Below are 21,732 nucleotides of genomic sequence, written 5' to 3' on the forward strand. Positions count from 1 at the left end.
CGCCGGCCTTCGCCACCCCCTGGGCCGCCCCTCCTCCGCTACGCGTTTTCTCGTCCGCCATGGCGCTCCTTCGCTTGCGATGTTGTCCTTATGTTCGCAGCATTTATACCCCTAGGGGGTATTTTCGTCAATAGAGGAACGCATCGGGAAATGTCTCAGTCAACGAAACCACGCGATTCTGCATGAAATCTCGAGTTGTAAGCGTCCTAGCGATACCTGAAGGAGCTACATTCACCTGGATTTATCGCAAGATATTAAATTCGAAGACAAGAATGAGCTTTCAGACGCTTACAACTCGCGATTTCATGCAATGCCAGGGGTCTTCAATTACCGAGCGAGACGAGACGAAGCGTGAAGCGACCATTACCGGAAGGCCGACCGGAATCGATTCTTATGGAAGTGGAGCGCGACCGCTCTTATCGAACGGGGCTCAGACACGTTTCCTCCGGCAAAGCGGCACGAGCCCAGACGGGCCTCTTGCGGCGCAGACACAGGGAACCAGACAACGAAAAAGGCCCCGCAACCTCACGGCTGCGGGGCCCTCGTTGGCGATACTGTGCGGCGGGCGGCTTACAGCGAGTCGATGTAAGCGACGAGATCGCCCACGGTGACAAGCCCCTCGGGCTCGCCGAAGTCGACCTCGCAGGCCTCCTCCAAGTCGCAGATGAGCTCGACCATGTCCAGCGAGTCGATACCGAGGGACTCGAAGGTCGCCTCGGGGGTGACGGTGGCGGGGTCGATGTCGAGGTTGCTCTCGAGAACGCCGGCGATGGTGTCGATAGTGGCCATGAACTAATCCTCCTTTTGGGTGAGCAGACCGTAGCCGCCGTCCTCACGGCGGTACAGGATGTGCACCAGATTGGTGTCGCGATCAGTGTACGCGAAAAAGTCGTGGCCCAGAAGATCGATCTGGACGAGCGCCTCTTCTTCGGTCATGGGCGTGAACTCCGTCTCCTTGCGGCGGACGATCTCGTCCTCGGACAGCTCGTCCATCAGACGGTCGAGATCCAGCTCGCTCTCCGGGTGGGCGTCCTCGTGGGCGTAGTCGACGATGCGCTCCGTGGCGCGAACCTTCTTGTCCAGCACGCGGGTCTTGTACTTGCGCAGCTGGCGGGCGACCTTGGCGGCAGCCACGTCGATGGCGGCGTACATGTCCTCTTCGCTTTCCTCCACGCGCACGATGTGGCCCTTGACGCGGACGGTAACCTCGCAAATAGCCGGCAGCGGGTTGGCCGGGTTCTTCTCGGTGTAAAGAACAATTTCCGTGGAGACGGTGTCGGCGTCCACAGCCTTGATCGCGTTACCGACCTTCTCCTCAGCGTACTGACGAAGGGCGTCGGTGACGGGCATTTTGCGTCCGGACACGGTGATCGTCATGATTTCCACCTCTTTTACCTCGTTGCTTGCACAATCAGCGTGGAAGGCGCGAGCCCGCTGGGGCATCTGAGCGCACCATGCGTAAAACGCACCCTTCCAAACTGGAAAAAACAGCATAGCGCACTTTTCGCGAGATTGACCGAGCAATTTGAGGTTGCAAGAAAACGATTGCCGTCTGAGGACTGTTTTCGGAATGCAGCGCCTTTGAAGTCGAACGGTTCTCGTTTTCGTGTGAAAAAGGCTGCTACGGGGACTTTACAGATAGGGATTTTCGCTGAAGCGAAAGGGAAAGCGGTTACAATTAACGGATATCTGTGAAGCCGTCTTGCTCGCAGGCGGCTGAGTCGGTAAGAGAAATTGAGGATGTAAGGCATGGAACCCACTGCGAAGAATCCCGATCCGCATCATATCTTCATTGATGAAGTCCAGGGGCATCAGCGTCGCTGGTTGAAAGTCATCCAATTTACGAGTTCGTCCACGAAGGCGGCGGCCATCATGCTGGCGGCGGCTATTGTGGCCCTCGTTATCGCGAACTCGCCGTTCTTCGAGCCCTTTGAGGAGTTCTGGCACACCCATGTAGTGGTGGGCGTCGGCGGCTTTATCGGCGAGATGTCGCTGGCCCATATCATCAACGACATCTTCATGGCGGTGTTCTTCCTGCTCGTAGGGTTAGAGATCAAATACGAGATGACCGTCGGCGAGCTCACGAACATCCGCCAGGCGGCGCTGCCCATCATCGCGGCCTGCGGCGGCGTTCTGGCCCCTATCGTCATCTACTCCATCTTCAACGCCACCAACCCTGAGACCTCCCACGGCTGGGGCGTGCCGACGGCGACCGATATCGCCTTCGCCTTGGGTATCATGGCGCTGCTCGGCAACCGCGTGCCCAACGGCGTGCGCGTGTTCCTCTCCACCTTGGCCGTGGCCGACGACATCATCGCCATTCTCGTCATTGCCATCTTCTACGGCCAGAGCCCCTCGCTCATGTGGCTTGCCATCGCTGCGGCCATTCTCGTGGTGCTCGTACTGATGAACCGGGCGCACGTGTACGCCCTGACGCCTTACATGCTGGTGGGCTGCCTGTTGTGGTTCGCTGTGTTCATGTCCGGTGTTCATTCCACCATCGCCGGCGTGCTGCTCGCCTTCACGATCCCTACGGGGTCGCGCGTCGATCTGCAGAAGTTCATGACCTGGTCGGGCGACCGGGTTCGCGAGGCGCGCGCCGCCTATGTGGAGACCGAGCCGGTGACGCTCCAGAAGGATTACATGTTCACCGTCACCCGGCTCTCCAGTGTTGCTCGTCAGGTGGTACCCCCGGCCACGCGCTTGGAGCATATGCTGTACCCGTGGGTGTACTTTGCCGTGCTGCCCCTGTTCGCGCTGACCAACGCCGATGTGAGCTTCCTTGGCGGCGATGTTCTCGCTATGGTCTCGAGCCCGGTGTTCTTCGGCGTGTTCTTCGGATTGCTTCTGGGCAAGCCCATCGGCATCCTGCTCTTCAGCTTCTTGACGGTGAAGCTGAAGATCGCCAACCTGCCCGATCATGTTAACTGGATCCATATGCTGGGTGCCGGCATCCTGGGCGGCGTGGGCTTCACCATGGCCATCTTCGTGGCGAACCTCGCCTTCCCCGAGGCCGTGCTCATCGCCGATGCGAAGATCGGCATTCTGTCGGCCTCGCTTCTGGCCGGCGTGATCGGCTTTTTGTTCCTGTTCATGCAGGCGAAGGCGGCCGAGCGCCAGGGCATCTCGTACGTGTCCGCCTCGCTGGATGAGGTGGTGCGCCAAACGGCCGGGGAAGAGGCCGCCGATATGGCCGACGACGTGGTTCTCGGCTGCGGCGACGAGGATCTGGTCGACGATGTGCGCGAGGTGCTGGAAGCCGAGGGCGGCGTGGCGGAGTTCGTCGTGCACGAGATCCGCGACGAGGCCGAGGCCGAGGAAGCCGAGGACGTCACCGGCACGCGACCCTAGGGGACGCGTCGGTCCACGGGCTTTTCGTACTTTCGGAGGGCGCTCTTTCGGGGGCGCCCTTTTTCATGCATCAAGTCGTTTTCGCAAACAGCAAGCTCGCTACAACGCGCCCATGAGGTCGGCGATGGCGTAAAGGGTGCCGAAGGCGACGGCACAGCCTTCCGGGCCGGCGGCGGCGCGGGCTGCGCGCAGGGCATCGGCGGGAGCGCCGCACGTGCGCACGGGCACGTCATCGGCCCGGCCCTCTTCCACCATAATCTCGCGCACGCAGCCCTCCAGCTCGTCGGCCGCCAGGGCGCGAGGGCTTTTCGGGGCGTACGCCGAGAAGCTGCGGGCCCACGGCGCCACGGCGCGCACCATGGCCGGGTAGTCCTTGTCGGCCAGCACGCCCAAAGCAAAGTCGACCGAGGCGCGTCCCTCCTCCCCCAGAAGATCGGCGAGCGAGGCGGCCAGGGCCTCGGCCCCCTGAGGGTTGTGACCACCGTCCACAATGGTAAGCGGCGCGGTATCCACCACTTCGAAACGGCCGGGCCAACGGGCGGAGGCGATGCCTGCGAAAGCGGCCTCGTCGGAGATGGCCCACCCGCGCCCGCGCAGCACGTCGACCGCCGTCAGGGCAAGCGCCGCGTTGAAGGGCTGGTAGCTGCCGAGCAGACGCGTCTCGAATCCCCTCCCCTTCCACGAGAACCGGCGCAGGGCCGCTCCCGCGAGCGGCTCCACGGACAAGTCGCCGAAGTCGGGCACGAAAAGTTCGCAACCGCGCTCGGCGGCCACGGCCTCGATGACCGCCATGGCCTCGCTCTCCTGGGGCCAGCTCACCACGGGCGCTCCCGCCTTCACGATGCCGGCCTTCTCGCCGGCGATGGCGGCCAGGGTGTCCCCGAGCAAATCGGTATGGTCGAGCCCGATGCGGCAGATCACGCTCGCCTCGGGAGCCTCGATGACGTTGGTGGCGTCCAACCGCCCCCCGAGCCCCACTTCCAGCACCACGATATCGCAGCCCACGGCGCGGAAATGCTCGAAGGCCACCGCCGCCATGAGCTCGAACTCCGTAGGATGATCCCCGCACGCCGCCTCCACGGCCGCGGCCGCCGGGCGCACCGCCGCCACGGCCCGGGCGAGCTCCTCGCCCGTAATGTTCTCCCCGTTCGCGCGGATGCGCTCCTCGAAGCAGAGGATGAACGGACTCGTGAACAGGCCCACCTTGTAGCCGGCCGCCTGCAGCACCGAGGCCACATACGCGCACACCGACCCCTTCCCGTTGGTACCCGCCACGTGCATGAAGCGCAACTCGTCCTGGGGGCGCCCCAAGCGCTCCAGCAGATCCACCATGCGCGAGAGCCCCAGGCGCGAGGCCTGCCATCGCGGGGTGTTTATCCAGGCAACGGGATCGAAGTGGCGCGCATCTTCCACGGCACGTTCTCCTTCAAGGACGCGGCTACCGTTTTCTTACAAACCCGGTAACCGATGGGGCATATCACGGCTCCATTCTATACTAGGTTCCGGGCACGAGAGGCCGCGCGACGAGAGGAGGAGCCATGGCAGCCATTTACGACCTGAACCGGCCGAACCCGCTGGCAGCGCCCTGCGACGAGGAAAACTGCAAGCCGCCCCTGGTCAAGATCCTCACCTCCCACGAGTTCAGCCAGCTCACGCATATCGCTCCGGAGGCGCGGGCAGAGCTGGCGGCGCTCGAGCTGGCGGCGGCCAACTTCGTCGAGCTGTACCCCTCCTACATCATCGGCTCGTTCTCGGTGCCGGACAAATCCGACCCCACGGGCGATCCGGACACCATGTCGTTCTACCTGGAAGCCGACCACCTCATCCTCATCGACGACGGCGACATCGCGCAGAAGACCCTGGACAAAGTGGCCGCCACGGGCATCCTCACGAAGCCCACCACCTCGCATACCCTGTATGCCTTCATGAAGACGCTCATCGCCGACGATTTCAGCTGGTTCTCCTCCATGGAAGACGCCATGGAAAGCCTCGAGGACGCCATGATCGGCCACCATGCCGACATCTCGTCGCAGACCATCATGAGCTACCGGCGCGCCGCCATGCGCATGGGCTCCTACTACCAGCAGATCGGCGTCATGGCCGACCTCATCGCCGACAACGAGAACAAGGTCATGAGCCGCGAGGAGGCCCGGACCTTCGGGCACATCACCACCCACGCGAACCACCTGTCCGACCGCGCCGATATGCTGCGCGAGTACAGCCTGCAGCTTTACGAGCTGCATCAGACGCAGATCGACTTGAAGCAGAACTCCACCATGCAGATTCTCACCATCGTCACGGTGATGTTCGCGCCGCTCACGCTCGTCACCGGCTGGTTCGGCATGAACCTCACCGTCATGCCAGGGCTCGATTGGCCCTACATGGCCGGCACCATCATCGCGCTGGCGGCCATCATGATCATCGTGATGGTGGTGTTCTTCAAGAAGAAGCGCTGGCTCTAGGCCTCGCCGCGCAAAAGCTCGCCCAAGGTGGCGAAATCGTTCTCCAGGGCCTCGCGCTTCTTGCTGTCGTAGAGGGCCGCAGCCGGGTGGAAAATGGGGAACACCTTGAAACGCCCCGCCCGCTGCAGCGTGCCGTGCAGGCGCGTGATGCCCACGTCGGTCTTCAGGATGAACTTCGTGGAGAAGTTGCCCAGCGTGACGATGTACTCCGGGTTGATGGTACGCGTCTGCTCGCGCAGAAACGGCGTGCAGGCCTGAATTTCCTCGGGACGCGGATCGCGGTTGGAAGGGGGACGGCACTTCAGCACATTGGCGATGTAGACGTCCTCGCGAGACAACCCGGCAATGGCCAGAAGCTCGTTGAGGTACTTGCCGGCCGCGCCCACGAAGGGCTCGCCCTGCAAATCCTCGTTCTTGCCCGGGGCCTCGCCGACGATGAGAACCCTCGCATTGGGATTGCCCACGCCGAACACCGTCTGCGTGCGACCGTCGCACAAGGGGCAGCGGCGGCAGGCGGCCACCTGGACTTGCAAGTCTTCTAGCGGAATGTGGGGGTGCTCCATCGGGCGTCCTTCTTTCTTGAGTTCCTCGTCGGGACTCGCCTCGGGCGAGCGCCGGGAGGGGGTGCCGTGCTCAAACAGCATTCTATGGCATTTCTCACCGAGAGTCGCGGCATTTTCGTATGCCATAGAATGAACTGCGCGCGGCACCCCCTCCCGGCGCTCGCTGCGCATCGCTCTCCTTCAACCTGCTGCGCACCTTGGCGGTCGCTGCGCATCGCTTTCTACACGTATAACCTCGGCAGACGGGAGCAGCCGAAGCCGATGGCCACCTCGTGCTGGATGGTGCCCAGCGTTTCGGCCATTTGATCGATGGTGACCGAGGCCTCGCCCTGCTCCCCCACGATGGTCACCGTATCACCGATCTGCGGATCAAGGTCGTTGCGCTGGCGCAGGTTCACTTCGAACATGGACTGGTCCATGCAGATGTTTCCCACCTGGTGGAAGCGGCGACCGGCCAGTAGCACGTCGGTGCGGCCGGAAAGGCCCCGGCGGAAGCCGTCGGCGTAGCCAATGGGCATGGTGCAGATCTTCACGGCGCCGGGGCTGCGGTAGTTCAGACCGTAGCTGACGCCCTCGCCCACCGGCAGCGTCTTCACATCGGTGATGCGGGCCTTCACGCTCATGGCCGGCTTCAGATCGATCATCGGGTAGGCCTCGGGGCACGGGTAGAAGCCGTACAGCGAGATGCCGAGGCGCACCATGTCCAGCTGCACCTCCGGGTAGCGGATGGCGGCCGCAGAGTTCGCCGCATGCACGATGCCGGGGTTGATGCCGGCGGCGCGCAGGGCGTTTACAGCCTCGTAGAAGCGCTTGACCTGACGCTCGAAGTCGATGGTGCCGGGGCAGTCGGCCGTGGCGAAGTGGGTGAAGGTGCCCACCATATCGAGCGCCCGATGAAACGATATCTGCCGCGCGAATTCCACCACTTCGTCCCAACGCACGCCGATGCGGTTCATGCCCGTGTTCACCTTCAGATGGAAGGGCGCGGACACCCCGAAGGCGTCGGCGGCCTCGGCATAGCGGATGGCGAACTCGGCGGTGTAGACCGCCGGCATGATCTTGTAGGCCAGAAGCAGCGGGATGGCCGTAGCCGGGGGCTCGCCCAGAATGAGGATAGGGGCGTTCACGTAGGCCTCGCGCAGGGCGATGGCCTCGTCCACCGTGGCCACGCCCAAGTACTCGGCCCCGGAGTTCAGCGCCGTTTTGGCGCACTGCACGGCGCCGTGGCCGTAGCCGTCGGCCTTCACCACGGCCATGAGCCGGGTACCCGGATTCAGGCGCTGCTTCACGGCCGAGGCGTTGTGGCGGATGGCGTTCAGGTCGATCTCCACCCAGGCCCAGCGCCGATCCACCTCGGGAATGCGGGCGAGCTTGTCCGGATCGAAGCGCGGAGCGCCGGCAGCCGCCGTGCCCTGCTCAGCGAAGCGCAGCACATCGCTGGCCGCCGAGGACAGCTGGGACAGGGGGCGTGCTCCGGCCCCGCGAGCGACTGCATCGGAACCGCCCTCTGCAGCAACGCCCGCGCCGACGCGCTCGGCGCCGGCCGGCGACCAAGCCTCGGCCAGATTGCGGGCCTGGGCCTGCTTGCGCGCCGCGAACGGCGTGTCGTCGTACCGCGAGCCGCGCAGGGCGTCGCCCGCGGACACGAAGTTCGGATCTCGGTGCGAAAACCCCGTGAACCCGTTGGGAAGATCAGTCATAGTGCTACCACCTCAAACAGCCGCGCCCTATCGAGCGCGGCCGCATCTAGAACACGTTCCTCATGAAGTATAGCGCAGACCCGACGCACGGGAACGCGCTCTTTTGGCATGGGGCAAAGACTTCCGACCGCGAGAACCCAGTCCCGGAAAGCCATACGGCAAGCGCATCCGCAGCCAACCCTCCATCGCGACTTCGAAGCCAAAGGCCCTTGCGTACCCGCTGCCTTACCCGAGTTCGCCCCGGGCCGCGGCGGCGGCGAGTTTCTCCGAGAGATCCTTCTGCGTGTTGTGCCCCTCGCCGGCCATCATCTTCACGGCATGGGGCAGCGCCTCCACGATACCTTCCCAGTTCTCGGTGGCCGCCTTAGTGGAGCCGGGCAGGTTGATGATGAGCGTGTGCCCGCGCTGGGCGCAGATGGCGCGCGAGAGCATGGCGAAGGGCGTGATGGCGACACTGTGGGCGCGCATGGCCTCAGCGATGCCGGGCACCTCGCGGTCGGCCACGTCGCGGGTGGCCTCGGGGGTCACGTCGCGCAGCGAGAGACCCGAGCCGCCGCAGGTGAGCACGATGTCGGCGTCGGTGTTGTCGCAGGCGTCGATGAGCGCGCCGGCGATGAACGGGCGCTCGTCCATTTCCACAACGCGGCGGACGCACTCCCAACCCTGCTCGGCAATGAGCTGCTCCAGCTTCTGCCCCGCCTCGTCAGTTTCCAAAGTGCGGGTATCGGAGCACGTGATGATGGCGAATTTGATGGTCATGGCTTCTCCTAGAGAACGACTTCTTCCGGAATATCGAGCAGCAGGCAATCGACGATGGAGCCCGCAGGTTGAGGCTCGGTGCCCTCGGGCATGACGGCCAGGCAGTTGGTCTTCTGGATGGGGCCGAACAGCCCCGAGCTCTGGTTCTTGGCCGGCGTCACCTCATAGCCCTCGGCGGTGCGCGTCAGGTTCGCCCGCAGGTAGATGCGGCGCGGGTCGCGGTTCTTCTCGTCGGCAGTGAGGCGCGCCTTCACGACGGGATGATCCATGAAGCGGTAGCCCTGCATGGTGCGCAGCGCCGGGCGGATGAGCATTTGGAAGCCCACGTAGGCGGCCGCCGGGTTGCCGGGCAGGCCGAAGACGGGCGTGCCCTCCACGATGCCGAAGGTCTGGGCCTTGCCGGGACGCATGTTCACCGTGGTCATCAGAAGCTCGCCGAGCTCGGCCACCACTGGCTTGATGAAGTCGAAGTCGCCGTTGGCGGCGCCGCCCGTGGTGACGACGAAGTCGTACTCGCGGGCCGCTTGCGCCACGGCGTCGCGCAGGGCCTCGAAGGTGTCCTGGACGATGGGGAGCATATGGGCCTCGGCGCCGGCCTCCCGGGCGCAGGCGGCCATGGCGTAGCTGTTGGAGTTGCGGATCTTACCGGGGCCGGGCACCTCGGAGGGCGGCACGAGCTCGCTGCCCGTGGCAATGACGGCCACGCGCGGTCGGCGGTAGACGGGCACCTCCAGCACGCCGCAACCGGCCAGAAAGCCGACGCCGGCGGCGGTGAGCACATCGCCCGCCTCCACGACCACGTCCCCCGCATGGGCTTCCTCGCCGGCGGCGCGAATGTTGGAGCCCACTTTCGTCGGGGCCGAGAACGACACCACCGAGCCGGGTTTGCCGTCGCCTTCCACCACGCCCACGATCTCGTACTTCACCACGGCATCGGCGTCGGCAGGCAGGCAGGCGCCGGTCATGATGCGCACGCACTCGCCTTCCCCGATGGTTCCCTCGAACACGTCGCCGGCGCCGATTTCGGCGATGACCCGCAGCATCGCGGGGCTCTCCTCGGCGGCATCGGCAATCTCGGCGGCGCGCAGGGCGAAGCCGTCCATGGCCGAGTGCGCGAAGGGCGACACGTCGATGTCGCTTGTCTGGTCGGCCGCCACCACACGCCCGACAGCGTCCAGCAGCTCCACCGTTTCCACGGGCAACTTCTCCACAGCCCCGCACACGAGCGCACGGGCCTCTTCCAACGGAATCATTTCTCTCACAGGATCGGTCCTTCCCTTCCACGCCACCACACCACCGCGCTGCAGCAATGCCGCGGCCGCGGAATCCAACCGTCGTCATTTCACTGGGAATCATTATAACTATTGCAGGATAACCGCGACCAAAAAGAGCGACGTTTTCACCTTCGATCCAAGCCGGGCACGCGACGGTCGCCCCTTCCGTGTCTGCGACAAGCCAACCGAGCTTCGGCATCTTCCGCCCTCAAGAAGCTAGCATCCCGCAAAACCGTCTCATACCCCCTTCGCGCAGAAAAAAGTGCGATTGTGCGAGTTGAAAACCCCCGAAGATCTTCTTCATGCAGAGTAAAGTGCGATCGTGCGAGTATTTGATCCCTCAGAACTCGCACGATCGCACTTTTTCCTGCACGAAACCGATGATTTTGTTTTCTAGAAAGGCGAACGCGTCCTCAAGCGAATCTCGGCTCCCGTTCTAATCGCCGAACTGCATACGGTAGTAGCGGGCGTAGACGCCGTCGCGGGCCAGCAGCTCGTCGTGGGTTCCCTGCTCAAGCACGCGGCCGTCCTCCACCACGGCGATGAGGCTCGCGTTGCGAATGGTGGACAGGCGGTGCGCGATGGTGATGGTGGTGCGCCCGCGGGAGAGCTCCGCCAGCGACGCCTGGATGGCGTGCTCGCTCTCGTTGTCAAGCGCGCTCGTGGCCTCGTCCAAAATGAGGATGCGCGGGTCGCGCAGGAACACGCGCGCGATGGAGATGCGCTGCTTCTGACCGCCGGACAGCCGCGCGCCGCGCTCGCCCACGAGCGTGTCGTAGCCGTCGGGCAGCGAGCAGATGAACTCGTGGATGTTGGCCTTGCGCGCCGCTTCCTCGATTTCGGCCTGGGTGGCGCCGGGGCGGCCGTAGGCGATGTTCTCCCCCACCGTGCCACCGAACAAGTACACGTCCTGTTGCACGATGCCGATGGCCTCGCGCAGGCTTACCAACTGTACGTCGCGCACGTCCACGCCGTCGATGGTCACCGCGCCCGCGGCCACATCATAGAATCGGGGCAGAAGCGAGCAGGTGGTGGTCTTGCCGCCGCCCGAGGGCCCCACGAGCGCCACCGAGGTGCCGGCGGGGATGGAAAGCGCGAGCCCGTCGAGCACCGGGTGGGTGCCATCGTAAGAGAACGTCACGTCGCGGTAATCCACAGCGCCGCACACCTCGCCGCCGCAGGCCTCGGCCAAGGTGGGCGCACCGGACTTGGTGGCCACGTCGGGCCGCTCGGCCAACACCTCGATGAAGCGGCGGAAGCCCGCGTAGCCCTTCTGCAGAGTCTCGGTGAAGTTGATGAGCTGCTCTACCGGTGCCATGAAGATGCCCACGTACAGGGCGTAGATGGCCAAATCGGTCACGGCGAGCGTTCCGGCGGCCACGAAGTAACCGCCGCCCACCACGACGATGGTGTACAGAAGCCCCGTGAACAGCGAGTTCAGCCCGTGGAAGGCGCCCATGAACTTGTAGGAGCGGTTCTTCGTGTCGAGGAACGCCTCGTTGGCCGCGCGGAACTTCTCGCGCTCGGCGTCCTCGCCGCCGAAGGATTTCACGACGCGGATACCGCCGAGGGAATCCTGCACCGCGGCGTTGATGCCGGCCATGCGCTCGCGGTTCTCGCGGAATATGCGGCGGCGCCAATAGTTCAGCGCGAAGGACAGCGCTGCCATGACGATGGTGACGACGAGCATAATGGCGGTGAGCGGCCCGTTGATCATGAACAGCAGCACGAAGGAGCCGACGATCTTGAGCGTGCAGATGAACAGGTTCTCCGGCCCGTGGTGCGCGAGCTCCGATATGTCGAACAGATCGGTGGTGATCTTCGACATCATGACGGCGGTGTTGTGGCGGTCGTAGTAGCCAAAGGAGAGGCGCTGGTACTGCTCGAACAAATCGCGGCGCATGTCGGCCTCCATGCGCGCGCCCATGACGTGGCCCCAGTAGGTGATGAACCACTGGCAGCCCGTGCGCGCGGCGTACAGCGCGATGAAGAGCAGCGCGATGAGCCCGAGGCTACCCAAGATGACCGAGGGCGACTCGGTGAAGAACTCGCGGGTGAAGAAGTTCAGCAGCTGCGGAAAGGCCAGGTCAACCCCAGCCAAAATGCAGGCGGCCACGAGATCGGCGAAGAAGAGCGCCTTGTAGGGCTTGTAGTAGCCAACGAACCGCCGCAGCACCTCGGCGGCGGCGACGTCGGCGTGTGTTTCCTTGGATGTGTCGATAGCAGTAGCCATAGGCCCATTCTAGCCCTCTGGGAATAATTTCGATGCCGAAGTCATCACGCTTTCACAATCCTTCGGCGAACTGCCGCTCCCCGTCCTCCTCCATCTCCGCAACCGGGCCCGCAGCCGGCCCCGCAACCGCCCAAACATCCACTTTGGAACCCGAGCCTTCGCTGGCATAACTTCGGTCGACGAACTACCGCTTTTCTGCATGAGATCTCTTGCCTGCAGAGTTTCACATTCCTTGGGAACCGGCGGCCGAAGCGCTACAATGGCCTCAGCCACCCAGAGAAAGAAGGCGACCATGACGTTTTCGCCCGCGCCGTTTACACCCACGCCCTACACGCCGCCCGACTTCACGCTCCCCCACCTCGCCGCCGCGCCCGATGTGACGCTCGTGCCCGCGCCGAAGGATTTCGTGGCCCCGGAGGGCTACCACGCCATGTCCATTTATCCGGAGTATCTGAAGATCGCAGGGCAATGGACGCTCGCCCGCGATTCCCGCATGGATTGCGTGGCCGTCGTGGAAGGCGGCAACGTGTTCGTGCGCGAGTTCCGCCACATCCGCGCCGGCGATCTCATCGCCTGCGGACGCACGGAAAACGGCGAGGAGGGCATTCTCGTCTACACCGACGGCTTCCGCGGTCTGGCCACATCGGAGGACGGCGCCCCGCACCCGGGCGGCCACGACAACTTCGCCTTCCGTCTGGGCCGCTCCCGCGAGACCGCCTTCTCGCGCGACTACGACGAGCTCTATGAGCTTTTGCGCCACGACCGCGACCACGGCTCCATCGTGTGGGTCATGGGGCCGGCCTTCACGTTCAACGGGTACTCCCGCGAGGCCTTCGCGAAAATCATCGACGCCGGCTATGCGGACGCGGTGTTCGCCGGCAATGCTCTCGCCACCCACGATTTGGAAGGGGCCTACTTCCACACGTCCCTCGGCCAGGACATCGACACCCAGGAGAACCGCCCCAACGGCCACTACCACCACCTGGACACCATCAACCGCGTGCGCTATTGGGGATCCATCGAGCGGTTCATCGAAGAAGAGGGCGTGTGCGACGGCATCATGAACGCGCTGGTGCGCAATGGCGTGCCCTACGTGCTGGCCGGATCCATCCGCGACGACGGCCCTCTGCCCGGCGTGTACGGCAACGCCTACGAGGCGCAGGACGCCATGCGCGACCACATTCGCAGCGCCACCACCGTCATCTGCATGGCCACCATGCTGCACACCATCGCCACGGGGAACATGACGCCGAGCTATCGCGTGATGGACGACGGCACCATTCGCCCGGTGTACTTCTACTGCGTGGATATCGCCGAGTTCGCTGTGAACAAATTAGTGGATCGCGGCAGCCTCGCCAGCCGCGGCATCGTCACCAACGTCCAGGACTTCATCGCCAACATCGCCAAAGGATTGGGGCTTTTGGGCTAGAAGGTTGCGCAACATCGGAAAGGTCATCCCCGACGACGACCCTCTTATCGACCGCGTTCCCGAATGGCAGCGCGATTGGCGCAATGCCTTCCAGATGATGGTCGATGCCGGCGCCGTCAAGGAATGCGATACCATCGAGGAGTTGGAAGAGGCCCTCGGATTGCGCGAAAGCGTGCTCGTGCAGGCTGTTAAGGACTGGAACGCCGCCTGCGAGGCCGGAGAGGACACTGTTCCCACCTACAAGTACGATCCCTCGTGGCTCATCCCCATCAGCGAGCCGCCCTACTACGGAGCGAAACTTGGCGGCAACCTGTTCGCCACCAAGTGCGGACTGCGCATCAACCCCAAGATGCAGGTCATCGATACCGAAGGCGCCGTTATTCCCGGGCTTTACGCTGGCTGGCACACCGCCGGCGGCTCGAACGGCGAGAACAACCTCGCCGGCAAGCCCTTCAACGGCCTGTACGGTGATGTGGGACTATCGTTCCTCGGTGGGTACATGGCCGCAGGCTCTATCATCGGCGAGATCTAGTCAGCCATCTTTCGCCACAACCTATCATTAGCCCTCCCCTGGCGCCCCGTCCAACCGACGGGGCGCCGTCATGTTGCACCGCCGACAGAGGCGCCAGCGCACCCTGCCACCAGCCGAGGCTTCATCACCCCCAGAAGACATTATTCCAGCGAAGAAATGCTCTCCTTCAGGCAGTCGACGAACAGCTTCCCGTTCTCCCCGATGCGCTCCTCGTTGTAGATCACATAGAGATCGCAGGGCACCGTAAAATCGTCGACCGCGAATATCTTGATGTCGGAGCTCGCCCGCAGACCCGAGCGCACTCCCCCCAGCGCAATGCCGAACGTCTCGCCCGTTCCCGACAGATACAGGTCAAGATAGTTCGAACAAGGCTGATTGTCGGGCTCCACGGCTACCCCGACCCCTGCAAACCATTCGATGAGCACGCGGCCCGCGCGTTCCATATTCGCGGAATTCCCCAAGAGCATCGTGAAGCCGTCCAAGTCGGCCGCCGTCACGCGATCGCACTCAAACAGAGGACAGGAGCGGTTCATCCAAAAACGACATTCGCCCTCGCTAAAGCGAAAAGCCCCCACTCCGGCAGGCAGCTCATCGGGCAGCGCCTCTTCCCCGCCATCTCGTCGCCTCACTTGAACGAAAATGGAAAGATCCGCCTTGCCGCTCTCCACCGCTTCCATGTTCGCGTAAGCGCCCGACGCCATGAGCATTTCGAGGCATCGGTCAGGATGATCCCGTCGGAAAGCGTGCAGCGCACGCGTCAGCAACTCCTCGAAGGGAGCGTAATCGAGGGTGCCCACCACTATGGACGACGAGGCTTCCGCCAGCGCCCGGCACTCTTCCGCGCTTTCCTCTACCAGCTTCACTATGGCACGAGCACGCTTCAGAAAAAGACGGCCGGCTGGCGATAGCTCCAACTGACCGACGCGCTTGACCGTAAGAGGCGCCCCTACCTCCTCCTCGAGTGCGTGAATATGGGCCCGCAGCGTCGGTGGCGACACGAACAGATCAGCAGCCGCCTGGGCGAAATTGAGAGAGCGCGAGAATTCGATGTACTCGCGCAGATATGCGGTGTCCACGGACAGCTCCTTCCCCACCCCCGAATCGCGGAACGCAACCTGCAACCAGTATACCCCATCAGCTCCTCGCAGCAGGTCAGCAGCCGCTGGGGCCAAACTCAACCGATGTTGCGCAAATACGGCTTTTCTGCTACCGCTCCTTCGGGGTTTCAGGGTTCCTCGACCCTGAATTCGCTGAGGCTAGCCACGAGTTTCAGCCCGAAGCTGCTCTCATGCGCGCTATGATCGAGGCCCGGCAAAGCCAAAATTTCACGCAAAAGGAATTGGCCGAACGATGTGGCATAGCTCAGACCGAAATCAGCCGCATAGAACGCGGAATCCGCAACCCTTCGATACGCGTCCTTCAGAAAATCGCGGAGGGAATGAACATGTATCTGCATATCTCCTTCCTCCCCCGCGACCCGCAACCGGGCACCCGCTCCGCATAGCATAGCAACGCGAAGACGCCGCCGGCGTGCTTTTGGGCTCCCCAAGGCCGTTCTGAAGAAATCTCGGTCAACGAGCTACCCGTTTTCTGCATGAGATCTTGAGTTATCAGCGTCTCGGGCACGCCCGCAACCCGATGCCGGGAACTCCCTTACCAAGCGCAACGCTTTGACCAGGCATTTTGCAAAAGCCGTTCTCAGCCGCGAGTTCTTCTGCGGATTCCGGACGCTTATAACTCGAGATTTCGTGCAGAAACAGAGGGGTTCGTCGACCGAGAACAGGCAAAAGCGATCCCAGCTGGCTGCCGCGAAACAGAAGAAGGGCCGCCTCGTTATGAAGCGGCCCTTCTTTAGTCGTTTGTGCGCTCGCCTCCCAAGGCGAACCTTGTGGACTGCGAGCCCCTGCTCGGCCCTCTAGCGCTTGATGTTGTAGAAGGCTTTCATACCGGCGTACTGGGCCTGGCCCTCCAGCTGCTCCTCGATGCGGATGAGCTGGTTGTACTTGGCCACGCGGTCGGACCGGCAGGGGGCGCCGGTCTTGATCTGGCCGGTGTTGCAGGCCACGGACAGATCGGCGATGGTCACGTCCTCGGTCTCGCCGGAGCGGTGGCTCATGACGCAGGCGTAGCCGGCCTGCTTGGCCATCTCGATGGCCTCGAGCGTCTCGGTGAGGGAGCCGATCTGGTTCACCTTGATGAGAATGGCGTTGGCGCAGCCCAGCTCGATGCCCTTGGCGAGGCGCTTGGAGTTGGTGACGAACAGGTCGTCGCCCACCAGCTGCACGCGATCGCCGATGCGGTCGGTCAGCTTCTTCCAGCCGTCCCAGTCCTCCTCGGCCATGCCGTCCTCGATGGAGACGATGGGGTACTTGTTCACGAGCGCCTCCCAGTAGTCCACCATCTCGTCGCTCGTCAGCTCACGGCCCTCGCCGGCCAGCACGTACTTGCCGGTCTCGGCGTTGTAGAACTCGGTGGAGGCGGGATCCATGGCGAACAGGATGTCGGTACCGGGCTTGTAGCCGGCCTTCTCGCAGGCCTCCACGATGTAGGCCAGCGGCTCCTCGTTGGTCTTCAGGTTGGGAGCGAATCCGCCCTCGTCGCCCACGCCGCCACCAAGGCCCGCATCATGCAGCACCTTCTTCAGAGTGTGGTAGATCTCGGCGCACCAGCGCAGAGCCTCGGCGAAGGTGGGGGCGCCCACGGGCATGATCATGAACTCCTGGAAGTCCACGTTGTTGTCGGCATGCACGCCGCCGTTCAGGATGTTCATCATGGGCGTCGGCAGAAGATGCGCGTTCGCACCGCCCACGTACTTGTACAGCGGCAGCTCGGCGGCCTCCGCGGCAGCCTTGGCCACGGCCAAAGAAGCGCCCAGGATGGCGTTGGCGCCAAACGCGCCCTTGTTCTCCGTGCCGTCGGCCTCGATCATGGCGGCGTCCACCATGCGCTGATCCTCGGCCTCGAGGCCGATGAGCACGTCGGCGATCTCGTTGTTCACATGGGCCACGGCATCCAGCGTGCCCTTGCCCAAATAGCGGCTCTTGTCGCAGTCGCGCAGCTCCACGGCCTCGAAAGCGCCCGTGGAAGCGCCCGAAGGAACCGCCGCGCGGCCGAAGGCGCCGTCTTCCAGCACGACTTCCACTTCGACGGTGGGGTTGCCGCGAGAATCGAGAACCTCGCGCCCGTACACATCGATGATGACGCTCATGTAGTGCCTCCTTGAAGGTTGGTTGATGCTTCTAATCAGCGTTCACCATCATAGCACGAACGACGCAAGCGCAAGCGCCCCGCGCGGGTTCATTCCGCACGGGGCGCATAAAACAGGGGTCGCTGCCGGGCCCAATCGGGCACCGCAACCAACAAGGACGACGGCTCTCGCCCTCAGACAGAGCCCCAACAACGGCGCAGAGGCGGGTTAATGGATGCCCGGCCACACGGCACCCGTGGCGGGCACGGGCACGTCCCGGTTCTCGTCGGTGGTCGGAATGACGCCGAATTCCTTCAGAAGGCCGTAGATGTCGGTGTGCTCGATCTCCTTCAAGCCCTTCGACAGCAGCAGCTTCTCCAGCACGTTCATGTTCATGTCCGTGGCCGGCTTGCCGTCGCGCAGAAGCACCGTCGCGTTCAGCAGCACGCGCAGGTCGAACACGCTGCCCCACACCTCAGGCACGCCGCGGTCGATGGCGAGCAGCGTATATACCGCCTCCATGCCAGTGCGCATGGAGTACTCAGTGGTGAAAATAGTGTCGCGCGGCGTCTCGGCGAACTGGCCGATGAAGGCGAAGTTCACGGCGCCCTCAGGCACGACGAGCGGACGGTCGCCATCGGCGCGGGGCATGAAGAAGGCCGTGATGTAGGGCATCATGCAGGGCACCGTGTTCGCGGAATGCTCGGCCAGCTCCTCGATTTGCTCCTCGGGCACGCCCAGGTGGTACAGCCACTCCTCGCAGATTTCCTTGCCGGTGCAATCGCGCATGGGCTTCTTCACGTAGTCGCCGGGCACGTCGGTGAACAGGCCGTAGAGCCACACGCACACCTGTCCCTCGGGCTGGGCGCGGAACTGCGGCTGCCGGTTGATGGTCCAGGAGAGCAGCCAGCTGGAGTCCTTCACCGACACGATGCCGCCCGTCACCACACCGCCGGAGAGCGGGTCGCGCTTGCAGATCTTCTCGATGTACGGCAGGATCTTCTCATCCAGCGTGGTCACCGTGGCGCTCTCCCAGTTGCTCTTCTCCGGATCGCCGCAGAACTTCTCGGGGCGGCCGAACTCCGGCGACTGGGCCGCGATCTTCTTCCACAGATCCCAGCCGTCGCCGGGGGTGAGCTCGGGGGCGAAGCGGGCCGGGGCGTCCTGGCTGCCGAAGGAGGAGTGGGCCACCAGGCTGCCGGGCGTGATGAAGACGAGGTCGTTTTCCGTGAGCGGAATGGTCTCCTCGCGGCCCGTATCGGCAGCCGGGGCCGTCTTGCCGTCTTCGGGCAGCCCCTCGGCGGCATCGATGGCCGCCGGATTGTTCTCACGCACCAGTCGAATCTCCGTGGCCAGCTTGCGGTTGTCGTCTTTGGCGTCGTCGCAACTGAAGCGCACGTCGGTCACATGGGTGTTGAATTGGAAGTCCACGCCGTGCGCCTCAAGGTAGTTCACCATCGGCAGGATCATGGACTCGTACTGGTTGTACCGCGTGAAACGCAGGGCCGAGAAATCGGGCAGGCCGCCCAAATGGTGCACGAAGCGGGTGACGTAGCGCTTCATCTCCAGTGCCGAGTGCCAATTCTCAAAGGCGAACATCGTGCGCCAGTACAACCAGAAGTTCGAGTTCAGCACCTCATCGGAGAAGTACTCGGTGATGACCTTGTCCTGCAGCTCCTCCTCCGGGGTGAAGAACAGGTTCATGATTTCCATGCAGGCCTTGTCGGACAGGTTGAACTTGTTGTCGGTATGGGCGTCCCGGCCGCGATCCTGCGTGGCGCGGCACAGCGAGTAGTTGGGGTCGCGCTTGTTCAGCCAATAGTAGTAGTCGAGCACCGATACCGACGGATCCTCGATGGAGGGGATGTCGCGGAACAGATCCCACATCACCTCGAAGTGGTTGTCCATCTCGCGGCCGCCGCGCATGGTGAAGCCGAGCCCCGGGTACTCCCAGCCATCGCAACCGCCGCCGGCGCGCGGGTCGCGCTCCAGAATGTGGATCTTCTCGCCGGGCATTCGGCCGTCGCGCACAAGAAAGCACGCCGCAGCGAGTCCCGCCAGGCCGCTGCCGATAATGTAGGCCTGCTTGTTTTCCACGCCCTCGGGCGGAAGCGGATGGGCGAAGGCCTCGTAGTTGCCGCTGGAATAGTACATAGCGCACGTCCTCTCTGGTCGGGTTCAATGCTTACCTTCCATCATGCGGCCGCTCCGCGCGCCCGCATCCGTCAACAAGATTCCGTTGCGCCCCCGTTGGCTGGCAGTAACCTGGCGAAACGCGAAAGGCCGCACTATAATGGCTGGCTGTGACTGAGAAGAGACATATCCCGGGCTTCGTGTACAAGCTCATGCTGTTGGCGGCCACCATTATTTGGGGGTTCGCCTTCGTGGTGATGAAGGACGCCGTCGACGTGCTGCCGCCGGCCCAGCTCATCGGCGTGCGCTTCTTCCTGACGGGACTGCTCATGGCCGCGGTGTTCCATCGGTCGCTGGCGGGCACGCTGAACGGGCCGTGCCTTAAGGCGGGACTTGTGCTGGCCGCCGTGACCTTCCTCGCGTTCTGGGTGCAGACGGTGGGGCTCGCCGACACCACGCCGGGCAAGAACGCCTTCCTTACGGCCACTTACTGCGTCATTGTTCCCTTCATGCTGTGGGCCGTCGCCGGCAAGCGCCCCACCTTCGCCAACGTGGGCGCCGCCGCTCTCTGCATCACGGGCATCGGGCTCGTGTCGCTCACCGCCGGCTCGCTCGCCTTCGAGTTCGGCGATGCCATGACGCTTCTGTGCGCCGTCTTCTTCGCGGCGCAGATCATCGCCATCGCGCGCTATTCGAAGCGCTTCAACGTGCTCGCGCTCACCGTGTACCAGTTCCTCTTCGGCGGCATTGCGGGACTTGTCGTCGGCGCTCTCACCGAGCCTGCACCGAACCTGGCGGCTCTCACGCCGGAGTTCGCCTTCAACCTGTTCTACCTCGTGGTGTTCGCCTCGGGGCTGTGCTATCTCTTCCAGAACGTCGGACTCGCCCACGTGTCGCCGGCCCAAGGCTCGCTTCTGCTGTCCTTGGAATCGGTGTTCGGCGTGCTGGCCAGTGTGCTGTTCTACGGTGAGGTGGTCACCGGGCGCATGGCAGTCGGTTTCGTCCTCATTTTCGCCGCCATCCTGATAAGCGAGCTGGCACCGGCGCGGGCAAAGAGCGAAAAGCGCCTAAAGGCGGGCGAATCGCCCGATGCCCCTAAGTCGCGCAGCATTCCGATAGTCGACGAGGACGACAGCGACCTTGTCGCAAGCTCCTAGGGAATAAGCGCGAAGGCGGCGCAGGCGACAACGCCGACGAGGAGGGCCGCCCCGTCGCCAAAGGCGAAACGGCGCCCGTCAAGCGACGTCGGCACGCCGGAAGCTCCGTAGCAGCGCGCCTCCATAGCGGATGCCAGGCGATCGGCCCGACGGAAAAGCCCCACGAGCAGCGGCACCATGAGGCCCCCATAGGCACGCAGGCGCCCCACGAGCCCTGCGCCCTCGAAGGCGGCTCCCCGCGAGGCCTGGGCAGCCCTCACGGCCCTCAGCTCCTCGGAAAGCAGCGGCATGAACCGCAGGGCGATGGAAAGCGACGTCGTGAAGTCGCGTACGGGCAGTCCCAGACGGCCCAGGGGGGAGAGCAGCTGGCGCAGCGCCTCGGAAAGCTCTGCAGGCGTGGAAAGCGCCATGAGCAAAAGACTCGCCCATACCAGCAGAAGCAGCCGGAGGGCCACCGCGATTCCCGCAAGCCACCCAGAGGCTGCAACATTGTAGACGAGCAGGAAGCCGACAATGAGGTAGGCGAAGGCCCCTTCGCGCAGCAGACGGGCAACGGGGACGTCCCCGACGGAGGCCACGGCCGCCAGCAGCGCAGCCGCCACACCCAGACCCAGAAGGTTTTCCGTGCAGAAAAGCGCCACGGAATAGGCCACGAGCAGCCCGATCTTCACACGGGCGTCCACGGTGCGCAGTGTCCCTTTCGCACCGATGCGCGCGGCACGGCGAGCTTCGCCGGCGCCGCATCTCGCACCGCCTGCGCGTTTCGCAGCGTCTGCGCGAGCAGCACCGGCGTCCCCCTTCTCGGATGCGACAGAATATATCGAGGCTTTTTCCATGTCGCCAGTATCCCACAGAGCCCCCATCGTCACGGACGCCATCCCTCCCCCATCGGCCAGACGCCGGTGTGCGCTCGTGTTTTGTGCAGAGACGCAAAAGAAGGCGCCCCTATGCT

18 protein-coding genes are annotated in these 21,732 nt (G+C 63.9%); 6 read left to right on the forward strand and 12 right to left on the reverse strand.

Annotated features, from left to right (window positions below):
• Positions 1-570 precede the first annotated feature (570 nt).
• Together ACW4QM_RS07780 and hpf are read right to left on the reverse strand one after the other, a co-directional pair.
• Positions 571-789 (reverse strand): acyl carrier protein, encoded by a 219-nt coding sequence (locus ACW4QM_RS07780; RefSeq protein WP_016309287.1) that lies wholly within the window; start codon positions 787-789, stop codon positions 571-573.
• Positions 790-792: 3 nt separating this feature from the next.
• Positions 793-1,377 carry a ribosome hibernation-promoting factor, HPF/YfiA family gene (hpf, locus tag ACW4QM_RS07785; RefSeq protein WP_114539663.1) on the reverse strand — a complete coding sequence of 195 codons (585 nt, stop codon included), beginning with the start codon at positions 1,375-1,377 and terminating at the stop codon, positions 793-795.
• A 372-nt stretch (positions 1,378-1,749) separates the two neighbouring features.
• On the opposite strand from hpf, the gene nhaA reads away from it, so the two are divergent.
• Complete coding sequence (gene nhaA, locus ACW4QM_RS07790) at positions 1,750-3,351, forward strand: Na+/H+ antiporter NhaA (protein ID WP_022740395.1); 1,602 nt, start codon at positions 1,750-1,752, stop codon at positions 3,349-3,351.
• A gap of 99 nt (positions 3,352-3,450) precedes the next feature.
• Here the strand turns inward: nhaA and ACW4QM_RS07795 are convergent, their stop codons facing one another.
• Entirely contained in the window at positions 3,451-4,764 is a 1,314-nt protein-coding gene (locus ACW4QM_RS07795) for a bifunctional folylpolyglutamate synthase/dihydrofolate synthase (protein ID WP_455798349.1), read from the reverse strand.
• A 125-nt stretch (positions 4,765-4,889) separates the two neighbouring features.
• On the opposite strand from ACW4QM_RS07795, the gene ACW4QM_RS07800 reads away from it, so the two are divergent.
• The gene (locus ACW4QM_RS07800; RefSeq protein WP_455798350.1) at positions 4,890-5,813 is read left to right on the forward strand and encodes a magnesium transporter CorA family protein; all 924 of its coding nucleotides are present in this window, start codon (positions 4,890-4,892) and stop codon (positions 5,811-5,813) included.
• Here the strand turns inward: ACW4QM_RS07800 and ACW4QM_RS07805 are convergent.
• The 5 genes from ACW4QM_RS07805 to ACW4QM_RS07825 all read right to left on the reverse strand — a co-directional run bounded on the left by ACW4QM_RS07805 (position 5,810) and on the right by ACW4QM_RS07825 (position 12,342).
• On the reverse strand, positions 5,810-6,376 hold the full coding sequence (locus tag ACW4QM_RS07805; RefSeq protein WP_173115130.1) for a uracil-DNA glycosylase: 567 nt from the start codon (positions 6,374-6,376) through the stop codon (positions 5,810-5,812). The genes ACW4QM_RS07800 and ACW4QM_RS07805 overlap by 4 nt on opposite strands.
• A 221-nt stretch (positions 6,377-6,597) precedes the next feature.
• Positions 6,598-8,076 carry an alanine racemase gene (gene alr, locus ACW4QM_RS07810; RefSeq protein WP_455798351.1) on the reverse strand — a complete coding sequence of 493 codons (1,479 nt, stop codon included), beginning with the start codon at positions 8,074-8,076 and terminating at the stop codon, positions 6,598-6,600.
• Between the two features lie 225 nt (positions 8,077-8,301).
• The gene (locus ACW4QM_RS07815; RefSeq protein WP_117283910.1) at positions 8,302-8,835 is read right to left on the reverse strand and encodes a MogA/MoaB family molybdenum cofactor biosynthesis protein; all 534 of its coding nucleotides are present in this window, start codon (positions 8,833-8,835) and stop codon (positions 8,302-8,304) included.
• An 8-nt stretch (positions 8,836-8,843) separates the two neighbouring features.
• Positions 8,844-10,097 (reverse strand): molybdopterin molybdotransferase MoeA, encoded by a 1,254-nt coding sequence (locus tag ACW4QM_RS07820; protein WP_237975173.1) that lies wholly within the window; start codon positions 10,095-10,097, stop codon positions 8,844-8,846.
• 448 nt (positions 10,098-10,545) lie between these two features.
• Positions 10,546-12,342 carry an ABC transporter ATP-binding protein gene (locus ACW4QM_RS07825; RefSeq protein WP_237975168.1) on the reverse strand — a complete coding sequence of 599 codons (1,797 nt, stop codon included), beginning with the start codon at positions 12,340-12,342 and terminating at the stop codon, positions 10,546-10,548.
• 292 nt (positions 12,343-12,634) lie between these two features.
• Between ACW4QM_RS07825 and ACW4QM_RS07830 the strand changes: the two genes are divergently transcribed.
• Both ACW4QM_RS07830 and ACW4QM_RS07835 read left to right on the forward strand, forming a co-directional pair.
• Positions 12,635-13,771, forward strand: a complete 1,137-nt coding sequence (locus ACW4QM_RS07830; protein ID WP_237975160.1) for a putative NPN-dependent ornithine cyclodeaminase — start codon at positions 12,635-12,637, stop codon at positions 13,769-13,771.
• 4 nt (positions 13,772-13,775) lie between these two features.
• Entirely contained in the window at positions 13,776-14,303 is a 528-nt protein-coding gene (locus tag ACW4QM_RS07835) for an FAD-binding protein (RefSeq protein ID WP_237975157.1), read from the forward strand.
• Between the two features lie 140 nt (positions 14,304-14,443).
• Here the strand turns inward: ACW4QM_RS07835 and ACW4QM_RS07840 are convergent, their stop codons facing one another.
• On the reverse strand, positions 14,444-15,379 hold the full coding sequence (locus ACW4QM_RS07840) for a LysR family transcriptional regulator (protein WP_157011957.1): 936 nt from the start codon (positions 15,377-15,379) through the stop codon (positions 14,444-14,446).
• A gap of 221 nt (positions 15,380-15,600) precedes the next feature.
• Here ACW4QM_RS07840 and ACW4QM_RS07845 point away from each other — a divergent pair, with 221 nt between their 5' ends.
• Entirely contained in the window at positions 15,601-15,807 is a 207-nt protein-coding gene (locus tag ACW4QM_RS07845) for a helix-turn-helix domain-containing protein (protein ID WP_373691005.1), read from the forward strand.
• Between the two features lie 411 nt (positions 15,808-16,218).
• Here ACW4QM_RS07845 and eno read toward each other — a convergent pair whose 3' ends face one another.
• Positions 16,219-17,511: a phosphopyruvate hydratase gene (gene eno, locus ACW4QM_RS07850; RefSeq protein WP_022740406.1), complete on the reverse strand. Its 1,293-nt coding sequence runs from the start codon at positions 17,509-17,511 to the stop codon at positions 16,219-16,221.
• A gap of 207 nt (positions 17,512-17,718) precedes the next feature.
• Entirely contained in the window at positions 17,719-19,644 is a 1,926-nt protein-coding gene (locus ACW4QM_RS07855; protein ID WP_306506569.1) for an oleate hydratase, read from the reverse strand.
• Positions 19,645-19,793: 149 nt separating this feature from the next.
• Here ACW4QM_RS07855 and ACW4QM_RS07860 point away from each other — a divergent pair, with 149 nt between their 5' ends.
• Positions 19,794-20,780, forward strand: a complete 987-nt coding sequence (locus tag ACW4QM_RS07860; RefSeq protein WP_237974649.1) for a DMT family transporter — start codon at positions 19,794-19,796, stop codon at positions 20,778-20,780.
• Here the strand turns inward: ACW4QM_RS07860 and ACW4QM_RS07865 are convergent.
• Entirely contained in the window at positions 20,777-21,463 is a 687-nt protein-coding gene (locus tag ACW4QM_RS07865; RefSeq protein ID WP_306506571.1) for an energy-coupling factor transporter transmembrane component T family protein, read from the reverse strand. The two genes, ACW4QM_RS07860 and ACW4QM_RS07865, sit on opposite strands and share 4 nt — an antisense overlap.
• Between the last annotated feature and the right edge of the window lie 269 nt (positions 21,464-21,732).

The sequence above is a fragment of the Adlercreutzia sp. CNCM I-6207 genome, from assembly GCF_977072305.1.

Bases quoted from the DNA above. Each gene is read 5' to 3' on its own strand.
- ACW4QM_RS07780 (WP_016309287.1), bottom strand. From the start codon at position 789: ATGGCCACTATCGACACCATCGCCGGCGTTCTCGAGAGCAACCTCGAC.
- hpf (WP_114539663.1), bottom strand. From the start codon at position 1,377: ATGACGATCACCGTGTCCGGACGCAAAATGCCCGTCACCGACGCCCTT.
- nhaA (WP_022740395.1), top strand. From the start codon at position 1,750: ATGGAACCCACTGCGAAGAATCCCGATCCGCATCATATCTTCATTGAT.
- ACW4QM_RS07800 (WP_455798350.1), top strand. From the start codon at position 4,890: ATGGCAGCCATTTACGACCTGAACCGGCCGAACCCGCTGGCAGCGCCC.
- ACW4QM_RS07805 (WP_173115130.1), bottom strand. From the start codon at position 6,376: ATGGAGCACCCCCACATTCCGCTAGAAGACTTGCAAGTCCAGGTGGCC.
- alr (WP_455798351.1), bottom strand. From the start codon at position 8,076: ATGACTGATCTTCCCAACGGGTTCACGGGGTTTTCGCACCGAGATCCG.
- ACW4QM_RS07815 (WP_117283910.1), bottom strand. From the start codon at position 8,835: ATGACCATCAAATTCGCCATCATCACGTGCTCCGATACCCGCACTTTG.
- ACW4QM_RS07825 (WP_237975168.1), bottom strand. From the start codon at position 12,342: ATGGCTACTGCTATCGACACATCCAAGGAAACACACGCCGACGTCGCC.
- ACW4QM_RS07830 (WP_237975160.1), top strand. From the start codon at position 12,635: ATGACGTTTTCGCCCGCGCCGTTTACACCCACGCCCTACACGCCGCCC.
- ACW4QM_RS07845 (WP_373691005.1), top strand. From the start codon at position 15,601: ATGATCGAGGCCCGGCAAAGCCAAAATTTCACGCAAAAGGAATTGGCC.
- eno (WP_022740406.1), bottom strand. From the start codon at position 17,511: ATGAGCGTCATCATCGATGTGTACGGGCGCGAGGTTCTCGATTCTCGC.
- ACW4QM_RS07855 (WP_306506569.1), bottom strand. From the start codon at position 19,644: ATGTACTATTCCAGCGGCAACTACGAGGCCTTCGCCCATCCGCTTCCG.